Annotated in this window: 19 protein-coding genes, 1 tRNA gene and 3 rRNA genes; 7 read left to right on the top strand and 16 right to left on the bottom strand. The window is 53.4% G+C overall.

What is annotated here, in order from left to right; genetic code table 11:
- Positions 1 to 53 precede the first annotated feature (53 nt).
- The 4 genes from dtd to typA form a co-directional block, all read right to left on the bottom strand.
- Positions 54 to 491, bottom strand: a complete 438-nt coding sequence (gene dtd, locus PU624_RS04315) for a D-aminoacyl-tRNA deacylase (RefSeq protein WP_283546716.1) — start codon at positions 489 to 491, stop codon at positions 54 to 56.
- The gene (locus PU624_RS04310) at positions 488 to 1,357 is read right to left on the bottom strand and encodes a virulence factor BrkB family protein (RefSeq protein ID WP_283546715.1); all 870 of its coding nucleotides are present in this window, start codon (positions 1,355 to 1,357) and stop codon (positions 488 to 490) included. The genes dtd and PU624_RS04310 overlap by 4 nt, the downstream gene beginning before the upstream one ends.
- 3 nt (positions 1,358 to 1,360) lie before the next feature.
- A complete protein-coding gene (gene yihX / locus PU624_RS04305) occupies positions 1,361 to 1,957 on the bottom strand; it encodes a glucose-1-phosphatase (protein ID WP_283546714.1) in 597 nt (198 codons plus the stop codon).
- A 210-nt stretch (positions 1,958 to 2,167) separates the two neighbouring features.
- Entirely contained in the window at positions 2,168 to 3,991 is a 1,824-nt protein-coding gene (typA, locus tag PU624_RS04300) for a ribosome-dependent GTPase TypA (RefSeq protein WP_283546713.1), read from the bottom strand.
- A 438-nt stretch (positions 3,992 to 4,429) separates the two neighbouring features.
- On the opposite strand from typA, the gene glnA reads away from it, so the two are divergent.
- From glnA to glnG, 3 genes are all read left to right on the top strand, one after another.
- The gene (gene glnA / locus PU624_RS04295) at positions 4,430 to 5,839 is read left to right on the top strand and encodes a glutamate--ammonia ligase (RefSeq protein WP_013359533.1); all 1,410 of its coding nucleotides are present in this window, start codon (positions 4,430 to 4,432) and stop codon (positions 5,837 to 5,839) included.
- A gap of 138 nt (positions 5,840 to 5,977) precedes the next feature.
- Positions 5,978 to 7,027 (top strand): nitrogen regulation protein NR(II), encoded by a 1,050-nt coding sequence (glnL, locus tag PU624_RS04290; protein WP_111142116.1) that lies wholly within the window; start codon positions 5,978 to 5,980, stop codon positions 7,025 to 7,027.
- A 7-nt stretch (positions 7,028 to 7,034) separates the two neighbouring features.
- Entirely contained in the window at positions 7,035 to 8,444 is a 1,410-nt protein-coding gene (glnG, locus tag PU624_RS04285) for a nitrogen regulation protein NR(I) (protein WP_010258440.1), read from the top strand.
- A gap of 41 nt (positions 8,445 to 8,485) precedes the next feature.
- Here the strand turns inward: glnG and hemN are convergent, their stop codons facing one another.
- Together hemN and yihI are read right to left on the bottom strand one after the other, a co-directional pair.
- The gene (gene hemN / locus PU624_RS04280; protein ID WP_283546712.1) at positions 8,486 to 9,859 is read right to left on the bottom strand and encodes an oxygen-independent coproporphyrinogen III oxidase; all 1,374 of its coding nucleotides are present in this window, start codon (positions 9,857 to 9,859) and stop codon (positions 8,486 to 8,488) included.
- A gap of 233 nt (positions 9,860 to 10,092) precedes the next feature.
- Positions 10,093 to 10,617, bottom strand: coding sequence for a Der GTPase-activating protein YihI (yihI, locus tag PU624_RS04275; RefSeq protein ID WP_283546711.1), 525 nt, complete (start codon positions 10,615 to 10,617; stop codon positions 10,093 to 10,095).
- A gap of 553 nt (positions 10,618 to 11,170) precedes the next feature.
- Here yihI and yihA point away from each other — a divergent pair.
- Positions 11,171 to 11,806 carry a ribosome biogenesis GTP-binding protein YihA/YsxC gene (gene yihA / locus PU624_RS04270; RefSeq protein WP_283546710.1) on the top strand — a complete coding sequence of 212 codons (636 nt, stop codon included), beginning with the start codon at positions 11,171 to 11,173 and terminating at the stop codon, positions 11,804 to 11,806.
- 85 nt (positions 11,807 to 11,891) lie between these two features.
- On the opposite strand, the gene spfP is transcribed toward yihA, so the two are convergent.
- From spfP to PU624_RS04250, 5 genes are all read right to left on the bottom strand, one after another.
- Complete coding sequence (gene spfP, locus PU624_RS22280) at positions 11,892 to 11,939, bottom strand: small protein SpfP (RefSeq protein ID WP_071892919.1); 48 nt, start codon at positions 11,937 to 11,939, stop codon at positions 11,892 to 11,894.
- 284 nt (positions 11,940 to 12,223) lie between these two features.
- Positions 12,224 to 15,010, bottom strand: coding sequence for a DNA polymerase I (gene polA, locus PU624_RS04265; RefSeq protein ID WP_283546709.1), 2,787 nt, complete (start codon positions 15,008 to 15,010; stop codon positions 12,224 to 12,226).
- A gap of 377 nt (positions 15,011 to 15,387) precedes the next feature.
- Positions 15,388 to 16,017 carry a thiol:disulfide interchange protein DsbA gene (dsbA, locus tag PU624_RS04260; RefSeq protein WP_003850731.1) on the bottom strand — a complete coding sequence of 210 codons (630 nt, stop codon included), beginning with the start codon at positions 16,015 to 16,017 and terminating at the stop codon, positions 15,388 to 15,390.
- 26 nt (positions 16,018 to 16,043) lie between these two features.
- On the bottom strand, positions 16,044 to 17,030 hold the full coding sequence (locus PU624_RS04255) for a serine/threonine protein kinase (protein ID WP_283547936.1): 987 nt from the start codon (positions 17,028 to 17,030) through the stop codon (positions 16,044 to 16,046).
- A 45-nt stretch (positions 17,031 to 17,075) separates the two neighbouring features.
- Positions 17,076 to 17,351 carry a YihD family protein gene (locus tag PU624_RS04250; protein WP_003850728.1) on the bottom strand — a complete coding sequence of 92 codons (276 nt, stop codon included), beginning with the start codon at positions 17,349 to 17,351 and terminating at the stop codon, positions 17,076 to 17,078.
- A gap of 45 nt (positions 17,352 to 17,396) precedes the next feature.
- Between PU624_RS04250 and mobA the strand changes: the two genes are divergently transcribed.
- The gene (gene mobA, locus PU624_RS04245; protein WP_283546708.1) at positions 17,397 to 17,963 is read left to right on the top strand and encodes a molybdenum cofactor guanylyltransferase MobA; all 567 of its coding nucleotides are present in this window, start codon (positions 17,397 to 17,399) and stop codon (positions 17,961 to 17,963) included.
- Between the two features lies 1 nt (position 17,964).
- Complete coding sequence (mobB, locus tag PU624_RS04240; RefSeq protein WP_283546707.1) at positions 17,965 to 18,471, top strand: molybdopterin-guanine dinucleotide biosynthesis protein MobB; 507 nt, start codon at positions 17,965 to 17,967, stop codon at positions 18,469 to 18,471.
- Positions 18,472 to 18,556: 85 nt separating this feature from the next.
- Here mobB and rrf read toward each other — a convergent pair.
- The 4 genes from rrf to PU624_RS04220 all read right to left on the bottom strand — a co-directional run bounded on the left by rrf (position 18,557) and on the right by PU624_RS04220 (position 23,728).
- Positions 18,557 to 18,672: ribosomal RNA gene (gene rrf / locus PU624_RS04235) — 5S ribosomal RNA — on the bottom strand.
- Positions 18,673 to 18,883: 211 nt separating this feature from the next.
- Positions 18,884 to 21,794 (bottom strand): 23S ribosomal RNA (locus tag PU624_RS04230).
- Positions 21,795 to 22,024: 230 nt separating this feature from the next.
- Positions 22,025 to 22,099: transfer RNA gene (locus tag PU624_RS04225), tRNA-Glu, on the bottom strand.
- A gap of 88 nt (positions 22,100 to 22,187) precedes the next feature.
- Positions 22,188 to 23,728, bottom strand: a 16S ribosomal RNA gene (locus PU624_RS04220).
- The 16S, 23S and 5S rRNA genes sit together here with 1 tRNA gene alongside, the layout of an rRNA operon.
- Positions 23,729 to 24,262: 534 nt before the next feature.
- Between PU624_RS04220 and mdtD the strand changes: the two genes are divergently transcribed.
- Complete coding sequence (gene mdtD / locus PU624_RS04215; RefSeq protein ID WP_283546706.1) at positions 24,263 to 25,663, top strand: multidrug transporter subunit MdtD; 1,401 nt, start codon at positions 24,263 to 24,265, stop codon at positions 25,661 to 25,663.
- On the opposite strand, the gene rbsR is transcribed toward mdtD, so the two are convergent.
- Positions 25,660 to 26,643, bottom strand: coding sequence for a ribose operon transcriptional repressor RbsR (rbsR, locus tag PU624_RS04210; RefSeq protein WP_283546705.1), 984 nt, complete (start codon positions 26,641 to 26,643; stop codon positions 25,660 to 25,662). The two genes, mdtD and rbsR, sit on opposite strands and share 4 nt — an antisense overlap.
- Positions 26,644 to 26,649: the final 6 nt, after the last annotated feature.

Genomic DNA, 26,649 nt, shown 5'->3' with positions numbered 1-26,649 from the left:
ATGTTTCTCCCGCTCGGATAGGTGGCCCGTTCCCTGCCGCTCAGCTTGCGATCTCACACCTGTAACCAGAACGTCACAGGCCCGTCGTTCACCAGCGAGACCTGCATATCTGCAGCAAAACGGCCGTTCGCCGTTGTAATCCCCTGCTGGCGACAGTAGTCGCTGAAATAATCATACAGACGTTCGGCTTCAGCAGGCTCCGCGCCTGCCGAAAAGGAGGGGCGCATCCCTTTTTGCGTATCTGCGGCCAGCGTAAACTGCGACACCACCAGCACACTTCCGCCCGTCTGGCGGACACTCAGGTTCATTTTGCCCTGCTCATCACTAAAGATGCGATAGCCCAGTACGCGTTCTGCGAGACGTTCCGCACGCGCGTTGTCATCGCCCTTTTCCACACCCAGTAAAATCAGTAAGCCGGCACCGATTTCGCCGATCACGTCCTGATCGACGCTGACGCTGGCGCGCTGCACGCGTTGAATCAATGCAATCATGTTTCCTCGCGTTGCTCTTCTTTGTGCTGCTGTTTTAATTGCCGATAGTCGGCTAACGCGACGGTTATTTCCGCGCCTAACAACACAATACACCAGGTCCAGTAGACCCAGAGAAACAGAATGGGGATCACGGCCAGTACGCCGTAGATCAGCTGATAGGAAGGGAACATCGTAACATAGAGCGCAAAGCCCTTTTTACCCAGCTCAAACAGCGCACCGGCCACCAGCGCGCCAATCAGCGCATCGCGCGGCGGCACCCGCTGGGTGGGAACAATACTGTAGAGCAACCAGAAGGCGAGCCACGACAGCAGAAGCGGGAAAATGCGCAGCATCTGATCGACCAGACTGGTGACGCCGGTCGCATTAATCCAGCGCAGCGACAGCAGATAGGAGCTGATCGCCAGGCTGGCACCGGCCAGCAGCGGGCCGAGCGTCAGGATCATCCAGTAGACCGCAAAGGAGTAAACCATCGGGCGTTTCTTGTTGCTGCGCCAGATAGTATTCAACGCGGTATCGACCGAATGCATCAGCAGTAAGGCGGTCACGATCAGGCCGACCGCCCCGACCGCCGTCATCCGGTTTACGTTAGCAACAAACTGCTCAAGGTAGCGTTGCAGCGTGTTACCGGCCGCGGGCATCAGATTGTTAAAGACAAACTGCTTCAACTGCACGCTGATGTCAGAGAAGACCGGAAACGCTGCAAACAGGGCAAACACCACCGCAATCAGCGGCACCAGCGCCAGCAATGAGACATAAGCCAGATTACCGGCCTGGGTCGTCATGCCATCCTCATCAATGCGTTTCCACAACAGTCGGATCCACAACCAGAACGCGTGCAGCCCGGGACGAAATTTACGTGACATCATGAGCTACTGTAGACCTGCAAACCAGTTGGGTACCGTTTTACTGTCCGTAACCAGTACACTTTCTATTCCCATGGCGCGGGCCGCCTCAATATTTTGTGGATTATCATCAAAGAACACCGCCTGATCGGCAGTCACGCCTTCGGCGTCCAGCACATGCTGATAAATCCGGGCTTCCGGTTTACGCATGCCCAGCTCCTGGGAGAGATAGATTTTATCTGCCGCCTGCTGCACGTCCGGATACTGCGTCGGCCAGAATTCGCAATGCAGTTTGTTGGTGTTCGAAAGAATCACCACCCGATGACCTTCCAGCCGCAGCCGGTTCATCAGTGCCAGGGTTTCCGGACGCACATCAACGAAGACCGCCTGCCAGCCAGCCGCAAACTGCTCATAGCTCAGCGCGATTTCCAGCTTTTCACACAGCGCCAGCGCGAAATCTTCATCGCTGATCTCGCCACGTTCGTGTTGTTCAAACGCTTCATCCATCTGGAAATGGCTTTGCAGCGAGGCCAGCGGTACACGACTGAAGTCACTCCAGACACCCAGCACGCGGTTAAAGTCGATATCGATAATCACATTGCCCAAATCAAAGATATACAGCATGGTGTGTCTCCTTCTGTTCCCTGGAGTATTCACTCTAGCGGCAAAAGTGCAGGCTGAACAGGCACTCGCGGAGAGAAAAGCGTAAACGCCGGCAGGTGGGTTAAGCGCGCAGCGACGCCCACAACTATTCGCTGGCCCGGCTGGAGAATCCCGGATTTCAGGCAAAAAAAAAGCCCCGCAGGCGGGGCTCTTTATCATTTAAAGGCGCAATTATGCGTCTTTAGGACCACGTGAAGCACGTTTACGGTCGTTTTCAGTCAGGTGACGTTTACGGATACGCACTGACAGTGGAGTCACTTCGACCAGTTCGTCATCATCGATGAACTCGATCGCCTGTTCCAGCGTCATTTTCTGCGGTGGAACCAGGGTCGTTGCTTCATCAGTACCTGAAGCACGCATGTTGGTCAGTTTCTTACCGGTCAGACAGTTAACTGTCAGATCGTTAGAACGGCTGTGAATACCGATGATCTGGCCTTCATAGACTTCTGCACCATGGCCCAGGAACAGCTTACCGCGATCCTGCAGACCGAACAGCGCGAACGCGACCGCTTTGCCCTGACCGTTAGAGATCAGTACGCCGTTCTGACGCTGGCCTACTTCGCCCGGACGGATATCGTCGTAATGGCTGAAAGTAGAGTAGAGCAGACCGGTACCGGAAGTCATGGTCATGAATTCGTTACGGAAGCCAATCAGGCCACGGCTTGGGATCACGTAGTCGAGACGTACGCGGCCTTTGCCATCCGGATCCATGTTTTTCAGATCGCCTTTACGCTCGCCCATGGCTTGCATAACGGAACCCTGATGCGTTTCTTCGATATCCAGCGTAACGTTTTCGAATGGCTCCTGTTTACGGCCATCGATTTCGCGGAAGATAACTTTCGGACGGGATACCGCCAGCTCGAAACCTTCACGACGCATGTTTTCGATCAGAACTGACAGGTGAAGTTCACCACGACCTGATACGCGGAACGCGTCAGAATCTTCAGTTTCTTCAACACGCAGTGCCACGTTGTGAACCAGCTCTTTGTTCAGACGCTCAAGGATCTGACGTGAAGTCACGTACTTACCTTCTTTACCGCAGAACGGTGAGGTGTTGACGTTAAAGAACATGGTTACGGTTGGCTCATCGACGCTCAGTGCTGGCAGCGCCTGCACGTTCTGTGGATCACAGATAGTGTCAGAGATGTTCAGCTCGCCCAGACCGGTGATAGCAATGATATCGCCCGCTTCTGCCAGCTCGCTGTCGATACGCTCAAGACCCAGGTGAGTCAGCACTTTACCGACTTTACCGTTACGGGTTTTGCCTTCGCTATCGACGATAGTGACTTGCTGGTTAGGCTTAACTTTACCGCGCTTGATGCGGCCGATGCCGATCACGCCCAGATAGTTGTTGTAGTCCAGCTGAGAGATTTGCATCTGCAGTGGGGCATCAGCCTCAACCTGCGGAGGCGCAACGTGGTCAACGATCGCCTGGTACAGCGGGGTCATATCGTCAGCCATGTCGGTGTGCTCAAGACCAGCAATACCATTCAGCGCCGAGGCGAAAATGATAGGGAAGTCGAGCTGCTCGTCAGTGGCATCCAGGTTTACGAACAGGTCAAACACCTGATCAACAACCCAATCCGGACGCGCACCAGGGCGGTCTACTTTGTTGATAACCACAATCGGCTTCAGACCATGCGCGAACGCTTTTTTGGTCACGAAGCGGGTTTGCGGCATAGGGCCATCCATCGCATCTACAACCAGCAGCACCGAGTCCACCATGGACATGACGCGCTCAACTTCACCACCGAAGTCGGCGTGTCCCGGGGTATCAACGATGTTGATACGGTAGTCATTCCACTTAATGGCGGTGTTTTTTGCGAGGATGGTAATCCCACGCTCTTTCTCCAAATCATTGGAGTCCATCACGCGCTCTGTTGCTTCGGTACGGGCATCAAAAGTACCGGATTGTTGCAGCAGTTTGTCAACCAGGGTGGTCTTTCCATGGTCAACGTGCGCGATGATGGCGATGTTACGCAAATTTTCGATCACAGCTTTGCCTCAGGCATTAGAAATAGCGCGTTATTGTACACTGATTAAGCGAAAGACTGAACACCATCACACTTTTCACTGCAAGTTTATTGAATAGACGCAAATTTGCCCTGTTCCCGGTGCAGAAAATGCACTAAGTTGGTCCTACGCACCAAAATAGTGCCACAAGATCACCATAAAGCACTTTAATGGTGCAACAAAACCACCGTGGTGCAGCCGCGTTATGACAAAAAGGTGCAGCACAAGGCGATTTAAGCAACATCGGGAAAGTTGGCACAGAATTCGCTTTATCTAAATCAAGCGTAAACGCCAGTCAGATGTCGGTTGAAGAGCGTGCCGGAAGAGGTTGGTCAGGGAGTGGTTTTCCCGCAACGGATTCCGGAAACGACGTTTCCTCGCCATGTAGATAATGAAAGACCATTTCCAGGAGAGTTGAGTATGTCCGCTGAACACGTTCTCTCGATGATGAACGAGCATGAAGTTAAGTTTGTTGACCTGCGTTTTACCGATACCAAAGGTAAAGAACAGCACGTTACGATCCCTGCTCACCAGGTTAACGCTGACTTCTTCGAAGAAGGCAAAATGTTCGATGGTTCGTCTATTGGCGGCTGGAAAGGCATTAACGAATCAGACATGGTGCTGATGCCTGACGCCACCACGGCAGTCATGGATCCTTTCTTCGAAGATTCTACGCTGATCATCCGTTGTGACATTCTTGAGCCAGGCACTATGCAGGGCTACGACCGCGATCCACGTTCTATTGCTAAGCGCGCTGAAGATTACCTGCGCTCTTCCGGCATCGCGGACACCGTGCTGTTTGGACCAGAACCAGAATTCTTCCTGTTCGATGACATCCGTTTCGGTTCATCGACTTCCGGTTCACATGTGGCTATCGATGATATCGAAGCGGCATGGAACACCGGTAAAGAGTACGAAGGCGGTAACAAAGGTCACCGTCCAGGTCTGAAAGGCGGCTACTTCCCGGTTCCACCAGTAGACTCATCACAGGACATCCGTTCTGCTATGTGTCTGACAATGGAGCAGATGGGCCTGGTTGTTGAAGCGCATCACCACGAAGTGGCGACTGCGGGTCAGAACGAAGTGGCAACCCGCTTCAATACCATGACCAAAAAAGCTGACGAAATTCAGATCTACAAATATGTCGTGCATAACGTGGCTCACGCTTACGGCAAAACAGCGACCTTTATGCCGAAGCCAATGTTTGGCGACAACGGTTCAGGCATGCACTGCCATATGTCACTCTCTAAAGGTGGCCAGAACCTGTTTGCCGGCGATAAGTACGGCGGCCTGTCTGAAATGGCGCTGTTCTACATTGGCGGTATCATCAAGCACGCTAAAGCGATCAACGCCCTGGCGAACCCAACGACCAACTCTTACAAGCGTCTGGTCCCGGGTTACGAAGCACCGGTTATGCTGGCTTACTCTGCCCGTAACCGTTCAGCCTCAATCCGTATCCCGGTTGTTGCCAGCCCGAAAGCCCGTCGTATCGAAGCGCGCTTCCCGGATCCAGCGGCTAACCCATACCTGGCGTTCACCGCGCTGTTGATGGCTGGCCTGGATGGCATCATCAACAAAATCCATCCTGGCGATGCGATGGATAAGAACCTGTATGACCTGCCACCGGAAGAAGAAGCTGAGATTCCAAAAGTTGCAGGCTCTCTGGAAGAAGCGCTGAATGCACTGAACGAAGACCGCGAGTTCCTGACTCGTGGCGGTGTATTCACTGACGAATCGATCGATGCTTACATTGAACTGCGTAAAGCAGAGATGGATCGCGTTCGCATGACGCCACACCCGGTTGAGTTCGAGCTGTACTACAGCGTTTAACTGGTCAAACGATTTTGTTGCCGTGGAAACTTTTAGCCCATCTTCGGATGGGCTTTTTTCTCCGCGAATTCACCGTTCATTCGCCCTCTTTTCGGCTTTAAGACTAAAATGCACCTAATTAGTGCAGAGGAACGTTGTATGGCAACTGGCTCTCTGCCCGATGCAGGGCAGATTCTCAACGCTTTAATCAACAGTATTTTGTTGGTGGATAACGATCTGGTTATTCATTACGCCAACCCGGCGGCGCAGCAATTACTGGCGCAAAGCTCACGCAAACTGTTCGGCACGCCGTTACCGGAATTAACCGGCTACTTTTCGCTGAATATCGAGGTGATGCGCGAGAGTCTTGAGGCTGGCCAGGGCTTTACTGACAGTGAGGTCACGCTGGTGGTAGATGGTCGCGCACATATTATGTCGCTGACCGCCCAGCGGTTACCCGATGGCTTAATTCTGATGGAAATGGCGCCGATGGATAATCAGCGTCGCCTCAGTCAGGAGCAGTTACAGCACGCCCAGCAGGTGGCCGCTCGCGATCTGGTTCGCGGCCTGGCCCATGAGATTAAAAATCCGCTGGGTGGATTGCGCGGTGCGGCACAGCTTTTATCCCGCGCCCTGCCCGATCCCTCGCTGAATGAATACACCAAAGTCATTATTGAACAGGCCGACCGGTTGCGGAATCTCGTTGATCGTCTGTTAGGACCACAGCAGCCGGGCATGCACATCACACAGAGCATTCATCAGGTGGCTGAACGGGTGGTTAATCTGGTGTCGATGGAGCTGCCGGAGAATGTCTCGCTGGTGCGGGATTATGATCCCAGCCTGCCGGAACTGCCGCACGACCCCGACCAGATCGAACAGGTGCTGCTTAACGTAGTGCGCAATGCGCTTCAGGCGCTGGGCGACGAAGGCGGCACCATTATTATCCGCACCCGTACGGCCTTCCAGCTGACGCTGCACGGCACGCGTTATCGCCTGGTGGCACGAATTGATATTGAAGATGATGGCCCCGGCATTCCGGCCCAGCTGCAGGATACGCTGTTTTATCCGATGGTCAGCGGACGTGAAGGCGGAACCGGTTTAGGCCTCTCCATCGCCCGTAGCCTGATTGATCAACATTCAGGAAAAATAGAATTTAACAGTTGGCCGGGACATACCGAATTTTCGGTTTACCTGCCTATTCGCCAGTGAGGTTTCTATGCAACGAGGGATAGTCTGGATCGTCGATGACGATAGCTCCATCCGCTGGGTGCTTGAACGCGCGCTCACTGGAGCCGGTTTGAGCTGCGCGACTTTTGATAGCGCTAGCGAGGTGCTGGATGCCCTCTCAACCAAAACCCCGGACGTTTTATTGTCAGACATTCGCATGCCCGGTATGGATGGCCTGGCGCTGCTGAAACAGATTAAACAGCGTCATCCGATGCTTCCGGTCATCATAATGACAGCGCATTCGGATCTGGATGCGGCCGTCAGCGCCTATCAGCAGGGTGCCTTTGATTATCTGCCTAAACCGTTCGATATTGATGAGGCTGTTGCGCTGGTAGAGCGTGCTATCAGTCACTATCAGGAGCAGCAGCAGCCGCGTAATCAGCCGGTCAGCGGACCGACCACCGATATCATTGGTGAAGCCCCCGCGATGCAGGATGTGTTCCGCATCATCGGACGATTATCGCGCTCTTCGATCAGCGTACTGATCAACGGCGAGTCCGGAACCGGTAAAGAGCTGGTGGCCCATGCGCTGCATCGCCACAGCCCGCGCACCAAAGCGCCGTTTATCGCGCTGAACATGGCGGCGATCCCCAAAGACCTGATTGAGTCAGAGCTGTTTGGTCACGAGAAAGGCGCCTTTACCGGGGCGAACCAGATCCGTCAGGGCCGTTTTGAGCAGGCGGATGGCGGCACGCTGTTCCTGGATGAGATCGGTGATATGCCACTGGATGTGCAGACCCGTCTGCTGCGCGTGCTGGCCGATGGTCAGTTCTATCGCGTCGGTGGTTATGCGCCGGTGAAAGTGGATGTGCGTATTATCGCGGCAACCCACCAGAACCTGGAGTTGCGCGTGCAGGAAGGCAAGTTCCGTGAGGATCTGTTCCACCGCCTGAATGTCATTCGCGTGCATCTGCCGCCGCTGCGTGAGCGTCGTGAGGATATCCCGCGTCTGGCGCGTTACTTCCTGCAGGTGGCGGCCCGTGAGCTGGGTGTGGAAGCGAAGATTCTGCATCCGGAAACTGAGACAGCCCTAACCCGGCTGCACTGGTCCGGTAACGTGCGTCAGCTGGAGAACACCTGTCGCTGGCTGACCGTGATGGCTGCGGGTCAGGAAGTGCTGATTCAGGATCTGCCCGGCGAGCTGTTTGAATCCAGTACCCCGGAAAATCCGGTGCAGTCGCTGCCTGATAGCTGGGCAACGCTGCTGGCACAGTGGGCCGACCGCGCCCTGCGTTCCGGTCATCAGAATCTGCTGTCGGAAGCACAGCCGGAGATGGAGCGCACGCTGCTCACCACTGCGCTGCGTCATACGCAAGGTCACAAGCAGGAAGCGGCACGTTTGCTGGGCTGGGGACGAAACACCCTGACGCGCAAGCTGAAAGAGCTTGGCATGGAATAAGCGATTCGGTACGGGCTGGCGTCATCTGCCAGCCCGTTTCTTCAGATAACGCGGGAGAACTGCTGCTGACGCGCTTTCTGACGCAGATAGCGATCAAAGCACATACAGATATTACGGATCAGTAACCGGCCAACTCCTGTCACCTCCAGCCCACCCGACGTCCGGACCACCAGCCCGTCGGCGATTAACGGTTTCAGCAGCGCCAGGTCTTCGGCAAAATAGTCACTGAAGCGAATTCCCCATTGCGCCTCTGTCGCGGCAAAATCCAGCGAGAAGTTACAAATCAGCGTTTTGATCACATCACGCCGCAGGCAATCATCGTCGGTTAAGGCGATACCGCGCCACAGGCCATTTCCCTGCCGTTCCACACACGCGTACCAGGTATTCAGGTCTTTCTGGTTCTGCGCATAACTGTCGCCAATCATACTGATGGCCGAGACGCCAAGGCCCAGTAAATCGGTGCCGCCCTGCGTCGTGTATCCCTGGAAATTACGATGCAACTGTCCTTCACGCTGCGCGATAGCCAGCTCATCCTGCGGCTTTGCAAAGTGATCCATGCCGATAAACTGGTAGCCCTGCTGAGTCAGGGTCGCGATGGTCTGCTGCAGAATATCCAGCTTTTGCTGAGCAGAGGGCAGTTCATTCTCTTTGATTTTACGCTGTGCTGCGAACATCGCGGGCAGATGCGCATAGTTAAAGACGCTAAGGCGATCCGGGCTCAGCGCCAGGACCCGCTCCAGCGTCCAGGCGAAGCTGGCTGGCGTCTGCAGGGGCAAACCATAGATCAGGTCGATGCTGGTTGAGCTGAAGCCCTGTTCACGGGCGCGCGCCATCAGGCCGAAAATCACCTCTTCATCCTGCACCCGGTTAACCCGTTCCTGCACCGATTTATTGAAATCCTGCACGCCCATGCTCAGACGATTGAATCCCAGCGATCGCAGGTGATCAATCACATCCAGCTCAATTTCCCGGGGATCAACTTCGATCGACATTTCGGCATCGTTGGCCACGCTGAAGTGCTGCTTCAGCAAACCCACCAGCCGCGAAATCTGCGCATTATCGAGAAAGGTTGGCGTACCACCGCCCCAGTGAAGCTGCGTGACCTGACGCTCACGAAACAGCGGCGCGCGCTGAATAATCTCCTGCTCAAGCACATCCAGATAGCGGTCCGCTTTGTGGCGCTGACGCGTCACAATCTTATTACAGCCGCAGAAGTAGCAGAGACGATGGCAGAAGGGAATATGAACATAGAGCGACAGCGGACGATCGGGAAAACGCGCCACGGCACGCTGGAAATCAGTTTCCGCGAACTGCTCGCTGAACTCCAGCGCGGTGGGATAAGAGGTGTAACGCGGGCCAGCGTAATTGTACTTTTCAATTAACGCCTGATCCCACTCAATCTGCTGCGATGGCATGCTCACTCCTTCCGGTGACGGCGTCTGAGAGAAGGTCGCGAAGAAGAGGAGATGAAAGGTGAGCGGGATGAGACCCGACGTAAACGTTGCTTCAGCCGCGACAGGCGTCGTAGTTTAAACAATAACCACAGTAGATAACATGTCGCCAGCAGCGCGAAAATTGATCCAGGCCAAAACATTGTCGTTTACCTGATAAGCGCGGCATGCGGAAACCACATGCCGATCAAATTTGCTTAGTTGCCTTTCAGCAGACGGTACATATCTTCTTCAGCCTGCTCATCTTCGGCATCATCCATCACGATGCCTAACTGCTCCATCAGTTCATCGATACGGTCCAGCGAGGCATCCAGCCAGCCCTGATCTTCAGCTGACAGTGTTTCGCCATTTTCCAGCCGATCCAGCAGCGCATCCAGACGCTCATCATTTTCCAGCTTCGCCAGCTCTTCTTCTGGCGTCAGACGCACTTTCTTCTCAGCGGCCGGTTTTTCGACGCTTTTCTTTGGCTTAACGGCTGCGGTTTTTCCCTCAGCAATCAGGGCCACCGGTTTTTTACTCCCGATGCGCGGATCTTTCACGCTGTTCGCCTGACTTCCGCCATTACTTTCGGACGCCGCCGGATTAGCACGGCTGCCAGATGCATGTCCGCGATGCTTTTTATCACGTTTACGATCGCGTGCTTCATGGTTGATATCGTCACGCGATTTGCGTTTGGCTTTGACGGCAGGTTTGCCGTGAGCAGCTCGTGCAGGTTGCTTCATAGTATTCGGTCCCGGCTTTTTTTATTCAGTATAGAATTGCGGCGAAATCTAGCAGAAAGTAGACAAAGAAAAAAGGCGACAGCTCAAGCTGTCGCCTTATTTCATACCTTCATAGGAAGGAATCATGTTTTAAATCCTTTTCGGCTCGTAACATCCCGGTCAATCCCGCGCCTGCTCAACTCCTGAGCTTTTCCTTATCCCTGTCTGGTCCGCAATCCCTGACCTCGTTCCATTCCACCGCTCTTTACCCTCCTGGTATCCCTGAGCGCATCATCCTGATGGGTGCTGCCGTGCACTGCACACTAATGTAGACCAACTGGTAAAAGCCTCAAGTCAGCGCCGCAAATAGTTCGTTCAAAAAAAGAACGATTTATGATAATTAACTGAATTATATAAATTTTTATTTTTAGTAATTAAAGTAAAAAGCGAAATAACCCGCAGCTTTAATGGCAAATCTCTTACAAACCTGGCGGATGAGACGCGGTTGAGCACTTTAGCGTCATAACGCGTATAATCGCCCGTATTGCCTTAATGCGTTTTCTGGAGTGTCACCTTGTCTGAATTGAATTATCACGTTACCCACTTTGTTATGAGCGCGCCGGATATCCGCCATCTGCCTGCCGATACCGGAATTGAAGTGGCTTTCGCTGGCCGCTCGAACGCGGGAAAATCGAGTGCGCTGAATACGTTAACCAATCAGAAGGGTCTGGCGCGTACCAGTAAAACACCGGGACGTACGCAGCTGATTAACCTGTTTGAGGTGAAAGAAGGTAAACGTCTGGTCGACCTGCCGGGTTACGGTTACGCCGAAGTGCCGGAAGAGATGAAGCTGAAGTGGCAGCGTGCGTTAGGTGAGTACCTGCAAAAACGTCAGGCGCTGAAAGGTCTGGTGATCCTGATGGATATCCGTCATCCGCTGAAAGATCTCGACCGTCAGATGATTCAGTGGTCGGTAGAAAGCGGCATTCCGGTACTGTTGCTTCTGACTAAAGCAGACAAACTGGCCTCAGGGGCCCGTAAAGCGCAGCTCAATATCGTGCGTGAAGCCGCACTCGAATTTGTCGGTGATGTGCAGGTAGAGCTCTTCTCATCGCTGAAGAAAATCGGCGTCGATAAGGTTCGTCAGAAGCTGGACAGCTGGTTTAATACGCTTGAGCCGGCGGTTGAGGATCAGGACGCGGAAGAGTAAGTGTCTGCCCTGTGCCGCTGAAACTGGCGGTGCAAAAAGCCCAATAAAAAACGCCCCAGTCACAGAATGACTGGGGCGGCTAAATTCAGCCAAATCCGATTACGTGAAGTAAAAGGTCTGAAAGATAGAACATCTTACCTCTGTACCCTACGCGACGAACTTTACCTGATTTTCTGTGCCTGACAAAGGCTTTTTTGTTGCTTACTTACATCAAACAGGACTTTTTCTACCATGCACGTCACAAAAATAGCGTTGTGATGTAGTTTAATGACGAAAAAAGTGTTTAGACGATAAGCAGTTAGAAAAACCCGTTCTCTCAGTGCCAGTTTTCAACACGCTAAACCGGTTAACTAAACGATTTTCTTATACCTGATGACTGGCCGATTCCGCCCTGCGGAACCGACCTCCGGCTATGAATCAGTGGGCTTCATCCCAGTTGTTACCTGTCCCGACTTCGACCAGTAAAGGAACGTCGAGCTGCACGCTGCCTTCCATCAGCGCACGGATTTTCTGGCTGGCCTTTTCAACCGCCTCCTCTTTCACTTCGAATACCAGTTCATCGTGAACCTGCATGATCATGCGGACGTCATTATCTTTTTGCTGTTCCAGCCACGCATCTACGGCAATCATCGCCCGCTTGATAATATCCGCTGCCGTTCCCTGCATTGGCGCATTGATCGCGGCACGTTCTGCGGCTTTGCGACGAATGGCGTTGCTGGATTTGATATCTGGCAGCCAGAGCCGACGGCCTTCCAGCGTTTCGACATAGCCCTTACTTGCAGCCAGCTGGCGGGTGTTCTCCATATAGCGCAGTACGCCTGGATAGCGTTCAAAGTAGAGGTCCATATACTTTTTCGCTTCGCCCGCACCGATATTCAGCTGACGCGACAGACCAAATGCGCTCATGCCATAAATCAGACCAAAGTTGATCGCTTTGGCGCTGCGACGCTGTTCGCCGCTGACTTTATCCAGCGCCACACCAAACACTTCGGAGGCCGTGGCGCGGTGAATATCCTCGCCCTGGGCAAACGCGTCCAGCAATCCTTTGTCCTGAGAGAGGTGGGCCATAATACGCAGTTCGATTTGTGAATAGTCCGCCGCCACAATGCGATGGCCTTTGGCCGCCACAAAGGCCTGACGGATTCGGCGTCCTTCATCATTACGCACCGGGATGTTTTGCAGATTCGGATCGGCAGAAGATAAGCGTCCGGTTGCGGTAACAGCCTGATGATAAGAGGTATGCACGCGCCCGGTTATCGGGTTAATCATCAGCGGCAATTTATCCGTATAGGTCGACTTGAGTTTGGATAAACCGCGATGCTCCAGAATCACTTTGGGCAGCGGATAGTCGAGTGCCAGCTCAGCTAACACCTCTTCGCTGGTTGACGGCGCACCGCCCGGCGTTTTCTTCGTGGGTTTGATACCCTGTTTCTCAAACAGGATCACCTGAAGCTGCTTAGTGGATGAAAGGTTAAAGGGTTCCCCTGCCAGCTCATGCGCTTTTAATTCAAGCTCAGCCAGTCGGGCAGTCAGCTCTTTCGAGTGTTGCGCCAGAATGGATTGATCAATCAACACGCCATTACGCTCAATCCGTGAAATCACCGTCAGTAACGGCATTTCAATCTGCTCGAAGACTTTTTTCGGGCCCGCTTCTTTCTCCAGCTCTGGCCACATCTTAAGATGCAACTGCAGGGTCACATCGGCATCCTCAGCAGCATAATGGGATGCCTGCTCTAACGCGATTTGATTGAACGTCAGCTGATTTTTGCCTTTTCCGGCGATCTCCTGGAAGGTGACCGTTTTATGGTTAAGCCAGCGAGCAGCCAGGCTATCCATGTCATGTTTACCCACTACGCTGTTGAGAATATAGGACTCAAGCATGGTGTCGAATTTGATACCGGCCAGTTCAATGTCGTAGTTCTTCAGCACGCCACGATCGTATTTGAGATTCTGCCCCACTTTCCAGGCGCTCTCATCTTCCAGCAGGGGCTTGAGCTGTGCCAGAACGGCGGCACGATCCAGTTGATCAGGTGCATCAAGATAGTCATGGGCAACCGGCAAGTAGGCAGCTTCACCGGGCGCTACCGCGAAGCTGATGCCCACGATATTAGCGCTCAGGGTATCCAGCGCGTCGGTCTCCAGATCAAAGGCAAACACGTCGCTGTTTTTCAGCTTCTCCAGCCAGCTATCAAAGATTTCCTGATCCAGGATCGTGACATAACCCTCGGTCGGTAACACGCTGCTGGTTTCAACCACAGCGACTGGCTCATCGGAGAGCGCTGCTTGTGCCTGAGCAGGACTCTTTTTGCCCTGCAGCCATTTACCGTCCTGCAGGTCACTCAGCCAGCGTTTGAACTCATAACGACTGAAGAGGGTCTGCAGCGCCTCGACATTGGGTTCAGTGACGGTGAGCTCTTCACAGGGCAGCGCCAGCTCAACGTCTGTCTTGATGGTCGCCAGCTGGTAAGAGAGAAATGCCACATCACGATTCTGCTCAAGTTTGGTCGCCATGGTTTTGGCACCACGAAAGCCGAGATCGGCCACCTTGTCCAGATTGTCATAGATCGTCTGCATGCTGCCCAGGCCCTGCAGCAGAGCCTGTGCGGTTTTCTCACCCACACCCGGCACGCCTGGGATGTTATCTGAGCTGTCGCCCATCATGGCCAGAAAATCGATGATCAAGGCGGGCGGCACACCGTACTTCTGCTCAACCTCTTCCGGCCCCAGAATCGTATTGCTCATGGTGTTAATCAGCGTGATAGCGGGAGTGACCAGCTGCGCCATATCTTTGTCGCCGGTGCTAATCAGTACTGAAAGACCCTTTTTCTCCGCTTCCAGCGCCAGCGTACCGATGACGTCATCGGCTTCAACGCCGCTTACAGCCAGCAACGGCAGACCCATCGCCCGCACCATCTCATGCAGCGGCTCGATTTGCGCTCGCAGATCATCAGGCATCGGCGGACGGTGAGATTTGTAATGCTCGAACAGCTCATCCCTGAAGGTTTTGCCTTTGGCATCGAACACCACAGCAACGTGACTCGGATTGTATTGCGCCAGCAGGCTTTTCAGCATGTTGAGCACGCCGTACATGGCACCAGTGGGTTCACCTGCACTATTGGTCAGCGGCGGAAACGCGTGATACGCGCGATAAAGATAGGATGAGCCATCAACCAGAATGAGGGGATTTTCTGCTATTTGCGCCATAAGTCTGTGTTGTCTTCGTTGCTATGGGTTGGTCTATAAGGATGCCACAAGCTGGCGGAAATGGTGAACTAAGGCGTAGGATATGTCGCGTTTTTGGCGGTTCTGGAGGGGAGATCGCAACGATCATTCTGTGGATAACTTTGTGCGTAAAAATTATAACGCGCTGTTTTTCAGGATCTTAAATGTTTTGACCCTCAATAAAACATATATATTTCATCGGGTTATTTAATTTCCGTGACCCGATCGGCAATTTTAATTACGCGATCCCTTGTGTGGATATTAAATTTATGCCCTGGAGATGGACAAAATTTATGACTCTGTTCAATGGCATAAAAAAACGCCAGCAGAGCTGGCGTTAAATGGGATGGTAAAGCAGATTACTTCTGGCTTACGAGGAATTTGACCACGTTCGCGTAATCAGCAACGAAATTGTCCATAGAGCTGGTATCAAGGCCGCCGTTGTTCACCATATATTTGCCATTGACGAACATTGCTGGCACACCGCGCAGATCAACATCCGCCGCCGCTTTCTGCTGTTGTGCAACCAGCGCTTTTACGGCAAAGCTGTTCCAGGCTGCATCGTAGTCAGCAGCGGAGATACCGGCCGCTTTGACAAAGGTCTCTTTCAGACTGGCAGGATCGGTAATGGTCTGTGTTTTCTGGATGCCATCAAAGATCGGTACTGTCACCTTATCTTCAACACCCAGCGCCATTGCAACAGCCCAGGCCTGAGTGACAACCGGTCCCAGGTCACCCCCGAGGAAATCGACGTGGTATTTCACCAGTTTGGTGTCAGCAGGCAGATTCTTCTTCACCGCATCATTGACGTGATAAATACGTTCAAACTGATAGCAGTGCGGGCAGAAGAAAGAGAAGAACTCCATCACCTGAGGTTCGCCGGCCACGGGTTTCGGCAGACTCACATATTGTTTACCTTCAGTGAACTGGGCAGCAGACGCGCTGAATGCCAGCACTAAACCCATCAGTGCAAACCAAATCTTTTTCATCGTGAAAAATTCTCCTGACTACGTCATTAATATTGCGGTGTCAGCTGCAGAGGAGGTTCCTGCAACAGCTTCTCCTGCTCGGTAAAGAGTGAAATTTGCCTGCGCCAGAAATCTTCATCTGTCATCCAGGGGAAAGCGCGCGGAAAAGCGGGATCCTGCCAGCGTCGGACAACCCAGGCCAGATAATAAACCATGCGCATAGCGCGTAAAGGCTCAATCAGTGACAATTCATTAATATCAAAATCACTGAATTCACTGTAAGCCTCCAGCAGGATATCCCACTGAATACGCTGCTCCTGTTTGTCGCCGCTGATCAGCATCCACAGGTCCTGTACCGCCGGGCCATTACGGGCATCATCCAGATCGACAAACAGCGGTCCATCACGCCACAGGATATTACCCGGATGGCAGTCGCCATGTAATCGTAGCGGTTGCCACGTGGTGTGCCACTGTTGCTGCAGCGTGTTACCCAGCTTATCGATCGCCTGTAGCAGTGCAGCCTTAAGTGATGCAGGCACTAATAGAGATTGCTCCAGTACCTGCCGCGGCTCATGGAGGTATTCATCCAGACCCATCGTCGGACGCTGACTAAACAGCGCTTTACGCCCGGTCTGATGAATGCGGCCCAGGAAGCGACCAACCCACTCCATCTGATCTTCATTGTCTGTCTCATATTGCCGTCCGCCCAGGCTGGGAAATACGGCAAAGAAGAAGCCAGCGTGGCTGTGCAGTGTCTCGCCTTTTAGTCGCAATGGTGCCGCGATGGGCACCTCGTCAGCCAGCAGATCGAGTGCATACTGATGCTCCTCAGCAATCTGTTCGGCACGCCAGCGCTGTGGGCGATAAAACTTCGCGACATAGCGACGTTTTTCATCATCGCTGAATTGATAAACCCGGTTCTCATAGCTGTTCAGGGCTGTCAGTCCCGATTCGACGCGAATTCCTGTATCCCAGAGCGCATCAAGCAATACGTCGGGATTCAATGTCTGGAAGTTAAAAGCAGCGTCGCTCATCATGTTACCTGTAGTTGCCCTTGCATTTAGCTGCCAAGGATAACACTACTCGTCCTGTTTAATGACCCCCCGTGCGCGGAGCAGGGCTGTTTTGAAATCAACTTCATAGTCTTTTTTCAGGCCAGGGATCTCATCATCGCTGGCTGAGTCACGCATTTTGAGATGGTAAATTAATACATCGTCGGTTAATTCACTTAACGGGCCACGGAAACCAGATTCCTGAGCCAGTTTCTGCAAAAATGTGACCAGATTAAGGTCAGGTTCTTTTTGCCAGGCGGGTTGCAGCAACGCGATCAACTCGTTTAAACGATGGCATTTCATTCAGGTATCCCCTATTCACAGTGCGTCATCAGCGAGGGCACAGCCATGACAATATTAACCGGCATCATTCTGGCCGGTGGTCAGGGCCGCCGTATGGGTGGTCAGGACAAAGGATTAGTGCAACTGGATGGCAGGCCGCTTTATCAGCATGTCCTTGAACGGCTCAGGCCACAAGTCGACATTGTCATGATTAATGCTAATCGCAATATTGATCGCTATCAGTTAAGCGGGTGTCGGGTTGTGCAGGATGTTTTCGATGATTATCCGGGGCCGCTGGCTGGCATCTACAGTACGCTTCTCGCCATCGATGGCGAATGGGCTGCTTTTTGCTCCTGTGATACGCCTGCCGTACCGCTTAATTTCGTGGAAAAACTGGTTGAACAACGTGGAGAGGCACCGGCCGTCTGGGTACGCTCACAGTTGCGCGATCACCCAACGCTGGCCCTGATTCATCGGGATATGGCTGCGCCTCTTCATGACTATCTACAGGCTGGTGAGCGACGCCTGATGCACTTCCTGCGCGATCATGGCGGCCATGCTGTGCAGCTGGAAGATGATGAATCCGCTTTCCGAAATATCAATACGCCAGACGATCTGAATGAGAGGAGTTGATATGCCAGTACCCTTACTCGCGATTGTTGGCTGGAGTGGAACTGGAAAAACGACGCTGTTACAGCAGGTGATACCGATGCTCAGTAGTAAGGGGATTCGCACCGGGCTGATTAAGCACACACATCATCAGATGGATGTGGATACGCCAGGCAAAGACAGTTATCTGCTCAGAAAAGCGGGAGCCAGTCAGGTGATGGTAGCCAGTTCAGAGCGATGGGCATTGATGTGCGAGACGCCGGAAAAGCAGTCGATTGATCTGCCTTATCTGCTCAGCCGCATGGATCACGCTACGCTGGAGATAGTACTGGTCGAGGGCTTTAAAGAGGAACCGGTGCCTAAAATTGTTCTATGCCGTGCTGGAATCAAGGGTGGGATCGAAGAATTGCTTGATGAGCAGGTGATCGCCGTCGCCAGCGACCAGAAATTAGCGCTGAATATGCCGGTTCTGGATATAAATCGTCCGGATAGCGTTGCTGATTTCATTGCTGACTGGCTGAAAAAGTGCTGAAGCGGGTCATTAGGCGTGTTTTTTCACGATCTGCAGACGTAAAAAAGCCCCGCACTGCTGTGTGGGGCTTCTTCACTTAATTAATGCCTGGCAGTTCCCTACTCTCGCATGGGGAGACCCCACACTACCATCGGCGCTACGGCGTTTCACTTCTGAGTTCGGCATGGGGTCAGGTGGGACCACCGCGCTAAAGCCGCCAGGCAAATTCTTTGTGCTCTGTCCTGTGTCTTTTGTGCTTATGCTGCGTTGGCTTCCCTCGCGCTACTCAGTCACATACTTCAGTATGCTCCTTCATATCGGTCGGTTGCCGCCTTGCCTAAGCGCAAAATCCTTCGGACCTTGGTCCGCAGGACACAACTGTATCCGGTAACAAGCTGAAAATCGTGTCTCTCAAAAACGCCTCTGGCGTTGTAAGGTTAAGCCTCACGGGTCATTAGTACCGGTTAGCTCAACGCATCGCTGCGCTTACACACCCGGCCTATCAACGTCGTAGTCTTCAACGTCCCTTCAGGACTCTCAAAGGAGTCAGGGAGAACTCATCTCGGGGCAAGTTTCGTGCTTAGATGCTTTCAGCACTTATCTTTTCCGCACTTAGCTACCGGGCAATGCCATTGGCATGACAACCCGAACACCAGTGGTGCGTTCACTCCGGTCCTCTCGTACTAGGAGCAACCCCCCTCAATTCTCCAGCGCCCACGGCAGATAGGGACCGAACTGTCTCACGACGTTCTAAACCCAGCTCGCGTACCACTTTAAACGGCGAACAGCCGTACCCTTGGGACCTACTTCAGCCCCAGGATGTGATGAGCCGACATCGAGGTGCCAAACACCGCCGTCGATATGAACTCTTGGGCGGTATCAGCCTGTTATCCCCGGAGTACCTTTTATCCGTTGAGCGATGGCCCTTCCATTCAGAACCACCGGATCACTATGACCTGCTTTCGCACCTGCTCGAGCCGTCACTCTCGCAGTCAAGCCAGCTTATGCCATTGCACTAACCTCACGATGTCCGACCGTGATTAGCTGACCTTCGTGCTCCTCCGTTACTCTTTAGGAGGAGACCGCCCCAGTCAAACTACCCACCAGACACTGTCCGCAGCCCGGATTACGGGCCTACGTTAGAACATCAAACATTAAAGGGTGGTATTTCAAGGTTGGCTCCACGCGAACTGGCGTCCGCGCTTCAAAGCCTCCCACCTATCCTACACATCAAGGCTCAATGTTCAGTGTCAAGCTGTAGTAAAGGTTCACGGGGTCTTTCCGTCTTGCCGCGGGTACACTGCATCTTCACAGCGAGTTCAATTTCACTGAGTCTCGGGTGGAGACAGCCTGGCCATCATTACGCCATTCGTGCAGGTCGGAACTTACCCGACAAGGAATTTCGCTACCTTAGGACCGTTATAGTTACGGCCGCCGTTTACCGGGGCTTCGATCAAGAGCTTCTCCTTGCGGATAACCCCATCAATTAACCTTCCGGCACCGGGCAGGCGTCACACCGTATACGTCCACTTTCGTGTTTGCACAGTGCTGTGTTTTTAATAAACAGTTGCAGCCAGCTGGTATCTTCGACTGGCTTCAGCTCGGGGAGCAAGTCCCTCCACCTACGCGCCAGCGTGCCTTCTCCCGAAGTTACGGCACCATTTTGCCTAGTTCCTTCACCCGAGTTCTCTCAAGCGCCTTGGTATTCTCTACCTGACCACCTGTGTCGGTTTGGGGTACGATTCTGTGTTACCTGATGCTTAGAGGCTTTTCCTGGAAGCTGGGCATTTATCACTTCAGCACCGTAGTGCCTCGTCGTCACGCCTCAGCGTTAACAAGAGTCCGGATTTACCTAAACTCTCCGCCTACACGCTTAAACCGGGACAACCGTCGCCCGGCTGATATAGCCTTCTCCGTCCCCCCTTCGCAGTAACACCGAGTACAGGAATATTAACCTGTTTCCCATCGACTACGCCTTTCGGCCTCGCCTTAGGGGTCGACTCACCCTGCTCCGATTAACGTTGAACAGGAACCCTTGGTCTTCCGGCGAGCGGGCTTTTCACCCGCTTTATCGTTACTTATGTCAGCATTCGCACTTCTGATACCTCCAGCAGCCCTCACAGGCCACCTTCGACGGCTTACAGAACGCTCCCCTACCCAACAACGCCTAAGCGTCGCTGCCGCAGCTTCGGTGCATGGTTTAGCCCCGTTACATCTTCCGCGCAGGCCGACTCGACCAGTGAGCTATTACGCTTTCTTTAAATGATGGCTGCTTCTAAGCCAACATCCTGGCTGTCTGTGCCTTCCCACATCGTTTCCCACTTAACCATGACTTTGGGACCTTAGCTGGCGGTCTGGGTTGTTTCCCTCTTCACGACGGACGTTAGCACCCGCCGTGTGTCTCCCGTGATAACATTCTTCGGTATTCGCAGTTTGCATCGGGTTGGTAAGCCGGGATGGCCCCCTAGCCGAAACAGTGCTCTACCCCCGAAGATGAGTTCACGAGGCGCTACCTAAATAGCTTTCGGGGAGAACCAGCTATCTCCCGGTTTGATTGGCCTTTCACCCCCAGCCACAGGTCATCCGCTAATTTTTCAACATTAGTCGGTTCGGTCCTCCAGTTAGTGTTACCCAACCTTCAACCTGCCCATGGCTAGATCACCGGGTTTCGGGTCTATACCCTGCAACTTAACGCCCAGTTAAGACTCGGTTTCCCTGCGGCTCCCCTATACGGTTAACCTTGCTACAGAATATAAGTCGCTGACCCATTATACAAAAGGTACGCAGTCACCCTGATAAATCAAGGCTCCCACTGCTTGTACGTACACGGTTTCAGGTTCTGTTTCACTCCCCTCGCCGGGGTTCTTTTCGCCTTTCCCTCACGGTACTGGTTCACTATCGGTCAGTCAGGAGTATTTAGCCTTGGAGGATGGTCCCCCCATATTCAGACAGGATACCACGTGTCCCGCCTTACTCATCGAGCTCACAGCATGTGTGTTTTTGTGTACGGGAGTATCACCCTGTACCCTGCGACTTTCCAGACGCTTCCACTAACACACAAGCTGATTCAGGCTCTGGGCTGCTCCCCGTTCGCTCGCCGCTACTGGGGGAATCTCGGTTGATTTCTTTTCCTCGGGGTACTTAGATGTTTCAGTTCCCCCGGTTCGCCTTGCAGCACTATGTATTCATGCTGCAATGATGCACAGAGTGCACCGGGTTTCCCCATTCGGACATCGACGGCTGTAGCGGTTCATATCACCTTACCGTCGCTTTACGCAGATTAGCACGTCCTTCATCGCCTCTGACTGCCTGGGCATCCACCGTGTACGCTTAGTCGCTTAACCTCACAACCCACAGGCGTTTTACAACGCTGCGTGTTGCAAGCATTTGAGAGACTCGAACATATCGCGTTTTTCATTCTTATTACGGAGAATGAAAACGACATGTCGTTTCAATTTTCAGCTTGTTCCGGATTGTTAAAGAGCAAATATCTCAAACGCGGCCCGGCTGCTTACGCAACCAAATCGGTTTTGAGATACTGTATGGAGACACCTTTCACCTGTCACCAAGCAGGTGGCGTCCCCTAGGGGATTCGAACCCCTGTTGCCGCCGTGAAAGGGCGGAGTCCTAACCGCTAGACGAAGGGGACACAATTGTGTCACGACTTCGCAGCCGTCCTGCTCATTACTTTTTATCAGACAATCTGTGTGGACACTGCGCGGGAAGGTATCTTCAGGTAAGGAGGTGATCCAACCGCAGGTTCCCCTACGGTTACCTTGTTACGACTTCACCCCAGTCATGAATCACAAAGTGGTAAGCGCCCTCCCGAAGGTTAAGCTACCTACTTCTTTTGCAACCCACTCCCATGGTGTGACGGGCGGTGTGTACAAGGCCCGGGAACGTATTCACCGTGGCATTCTGATCCACGATTACTAGCGATTCCGACTTCACGGAGTCGAGTTGCAGACTCCGATCCGGACTACGACGCACTTTGTGAGGTCCGCTTGCTCTCGCGAGGTCGCTTCTCTTTGTATGCGCCATTGTAGCACGTGTGTAGCCCTACTCGTAAGGGCCATGATGACTTGACGTCATCCCCACCTTCCTCCGGTTTATCACCGGCAGTCTCCTTTGAGTTCCCGACATGACTCGCTGGCAACAAAGGATAAGGGTTGCGCTCGTTGCGGGACTTAACCCAACATTTCACAACACGAGCTGACGACAGCCATGCAGCACCTGTCTCACGGTTCCCGAAGGCACTAAGGCATCTCTGCCGAATTCCGTGGATGTCAAGAGTAGGTAAGGTTCTTCGCGTTGCATCGAATTAAACCACATGCTCCACCGCTTGTGCGGGCCCCCGTCAATTCATTTGAGTTTTAACCTTGCGGCCGTACTCCCCAGGCGGTCGACTTAACGCGTTAGCTCCGGAAGCCACTCCTCAAGGGAACAACCTCCAAGTCGACATCGTTTACGGCGTGGACTACCAGGGTATCTAATCCTGTTTGCTCCCCACGCTTTCGCACCTGAGCGTCAGTCTTTGTCCAGGGGGCCGCCTTCGCCACCGGTATTCCTCCAGATCTCTACGCATTTCACCGCTACACCTGGAATTCTACCCCCCTCTACAAGACTCAAGCCTGCCAGTTTCAAATGCAGTTCCCAGGTTAAGCCCGGGGATTTCACATCTGACTTAACAGACCGCCTGCGTGCGCTTTACGCCCAGTAATTCCGATTAACGCTTGCACCCTCCGTATTACCGCGGCTGCTGGCACGGAGTTAGCCGGTGCTTCTTCTGCGGGTAACGTCAATCGACGCGGTTATTAACCCCGTCGCCTTCCTCCCCGCTGAAAGTACTTTACAACCCGAAGGCCTTCTTCATACACGCGGCATGGCTGCATCAGGCTTGCGCCCATTGTGCAATATTCCCCACTGCTGCCTCCCGTAGGAGTCTGGACCGTGTCTCAGTTCCAGTGTGGCTGGTCATCCTCTCAGACCAGCTAGGGATCGTCGCCTAGGTGGGCCATTACCCCGCCTACTAGCTAATCCCATCTGGGTTCATCCGATAGTGAGAGGCCCGAAGGTCCCCCTCTTTGGTCTTGCGACGTTATGCGGTATTAGCCACCGTTTCCAGTGGTTATCCCCCTCTATCGGGCAGATCCCCAGACATTACTCACCCGTCCGCCACTCGTCACCCAAGAGCAAGCTCTCTGTGCTACCGTCCGACTTGCATGTGTTAGGCCTGCCGCCAGCGTTCAATCTGAGCCATGATCAAACTCTTCAATTTAAGTTTGATTTGCTTAAACAAGTTAAGCGGTGCTCATCTGTAAAACGTCATAATGAATTTCATTATGTGTTCACTCGTGAGGCTTGATATTTTTTTACGTCCGGAGACGCTGATATCAATCCTGCGAGTGCCCACACAGATTGTCTGATAAATTGTTAAAGAGCAGTGCGAACAGTGCGTTAGCGTCCTGTCGCGAGGTGGCGTATATTACGCTTTCCTCCTGCAGAGTCAACCTCTATTTCAGAAGTTTTTCTCCGGCGGCGCAGTCTCCTGTGCCTCTCAACCCGTTTCCCCGTTGCCGGTGTTCCGTGTCGATGGAGGCGCATTATAGGGAGTTTCCTCAGGCTGACAAGTGTTTCTTCGAATTAATTTGCTGAGCGCATCTTTTTTAAACGAACGGCTTAAAAAGAGACGTTTCATGGCCGAATAACGCACAAAAGTGGCAACTAAACGTTGTAAAGAGACCTGCCGTTGCCGATTACGGGTGCTATTATTTTGCTTCTTCTCGCAGGATAACCCCAGGAAGGACACTCAATGATAAAATCCGCGCGCAGCATGGCTGGTTTGCCATGGATAGCTGCTATGGCCTTTTTCATGCAGTCACTCGACGCCACGATACTCAACACTGCCCTGCCCGCTATCGCCACCAGCCTTGATCGTTCTCCCCTGGCCATGCAATCCGCCGTCATCAGTTACACCCTGACTGTCGCTATGCTGATTCCGGTCAGCGGCTGGCTCGCCGATCGCTTTGGTACGCGCAAGGTGTTCATCGTTGCGGTTTCGCTGTTCACCCTCGGTTCGCTGGCTTGTGCATTGTCACCGACGCTTTCGGTATTGGTCATCTCGCGCATCGTTCAGGGTGTGGGTGGCGCAATGATGATGCCCGTCGCGCGACTGGCACTGTTACGCGCCTACCCGCGCAGTGAACTGCTGCCGGTGCTCAATTTTGTCACCATGCCAGGACTGGTTGGCCCGATACTGGGGCCGATGCTGGGCGGCGTGCTGGTCACCTACGCCACCTGGCACTGGATCTTCCTGATTAACATCCCGATTGGCATTCTCGGCATTATCTACGCACGCAAATATATGCCGGACTTCACCACACCCAAGCGCCGCTTCGACTTTTTCGGCTTTATATTGTTCGGGGCTGGACTGGTGATGATCTCGATTGGGATTGAGCTGTTTGGTGAGCGGATTGTTTCCGCCTGGCTGGCGGGTGGGATATTACTCAGCGGGATCGTGCTTTTACTCCTCTATATAGTGCATGCCCGGAATCACCCTTCACCGCTGATCAATCTGCCGATGTTTAAAACCCGGACTTTCTCAGTCGGCATCGTCGGCAACATTGCCTCTCGTCTCGGCACCGGCTGTGTGCCCTTTTTGATGCCGCTCATGTTGCAGGTCGGGTTTGGCTTTTCCGCAATTATCGCAGGCTGCATGATGGCACCAACCGCCATTGGCTCGATACTGGCGAAGTCGACGGTGACACAACTGCTGCGCTGGCTGGGCTATCGCCGTCTGCTGGTCGGCATTACCGCCATTATTGGCCTCCTGATCGCCAGCTTCTCTCTGCAGTCACCCGCTGAAAGCATCTTTGTTCTGTTGCTTCCGCTGTTTGTGCTCGGCATGGCCATGTCTACACAGTTCACCGCCATGAACACCATTACGCTGGCTGACCTGGATGATGATAACGCCAGCGGGGGTAACAGCGTGCTGGCCGTGACGCAGCAGTTAGCGATCAGTTTTGGTGTGGCCGTCAGCGCGGCGGTGCTGCGCTTCTATCAGGAGTTTGAAACCAGCACCATTTCGCAGTTCCACGCCACGTTTCTGACCATGGGTATTGTCACCGTACTTTCGGCGCTGACCTTTATGCTGCTGAAAAACGGGGATGGACGAAATCTGATCAGTAATCGCGACAAGAAGAAAAAGCGCTAAACCGACCCCCGCACCACCAGTTCCGGCGTCAGCACCAGCGTTTGCTGGCTGGCGTCGGGATCGCTGAGACGATGAATTAAGGTGTCTATCGCCAGTTCACCCAGCGCATCTTTCGGCTGATGGATGGTACTCAGTGGCGGAGTGAGATAACGCGCCAGTTCGATATCGTCATATCCCATGACCGCCATCTGCTGCGGAACCTGCATCCCGGCCTGATAGAGTGCGTGATAAACACCGACCGCCATAGCATCATTACTGGTAAAGACAGCGTCCGGCGGCGTTTCCAGCGCCAGCAACTCGACCATCCCGTTGTAGCCCCCCTGAAATTCAAAGTCACCATTCACCACATAGCCGGGCAGAATTTCCAGGCCACTCTTTGCCATGGCGTTGCGATAACCTTCCAGACGCATACGCGCCGGGGTTTTATCCTGCGGACCGGCGATACAGGCGATGCGGGTGTAACCGCTGTCGATAAGGTGCTGAGTCGCCAGTTCTCCGCCCAGCAGCGCGTTATCCTGAATGATGTCACCCCGCCCTTCAAAGGGCGCCCAGTCCATCATCACCGCAGGTATAGAAGGATAACGGTTCAGAATGTCTGCCGAGGGCAGGTGACTTTCAGTACACATGATCAGCAAACCATCGACGCGCTTCTGCATAAGCGTTTCCAGGCTGCGGTTCATCCGCTCCTCATCACCCGCCGTATTACAAAGAATCAGGCTGTAGCCACGCTGATAGCAGCTCTCCTCCACGCCCCGCACGACTTCGGCATAAAAGGGGTTACTACTGGTGGTCAGCAGCATACCGATGGTGTGCGTCTGATTCATTTTCAGACTGCGCGCCAGCGCAGAAGGGGCGTAGTTAAGGTGGCGGATGGCCTGCTCAACTTTTTCCCGCACGCCTTCACTGACAAAGCGATTGTTATTGATTACGTGCGAGACAGTGGAGGTAGAGACGCCCGCCAGGCGAGCGACATCTTTCATGGTGCT

It is taken from the genome of Pantoea sp. Lij88 (assembly GCF_030062155.1).
GTDB lineage: Bacteria > Pseudomonadota > Gammaproteobacteria > Enterobacterales > Enterobacteriaceae > Pantoea.
Note: the sequence above shows the minus strand (reverse complement) of the source record. Positions and strands in the feature narration are given on the sequence as shown.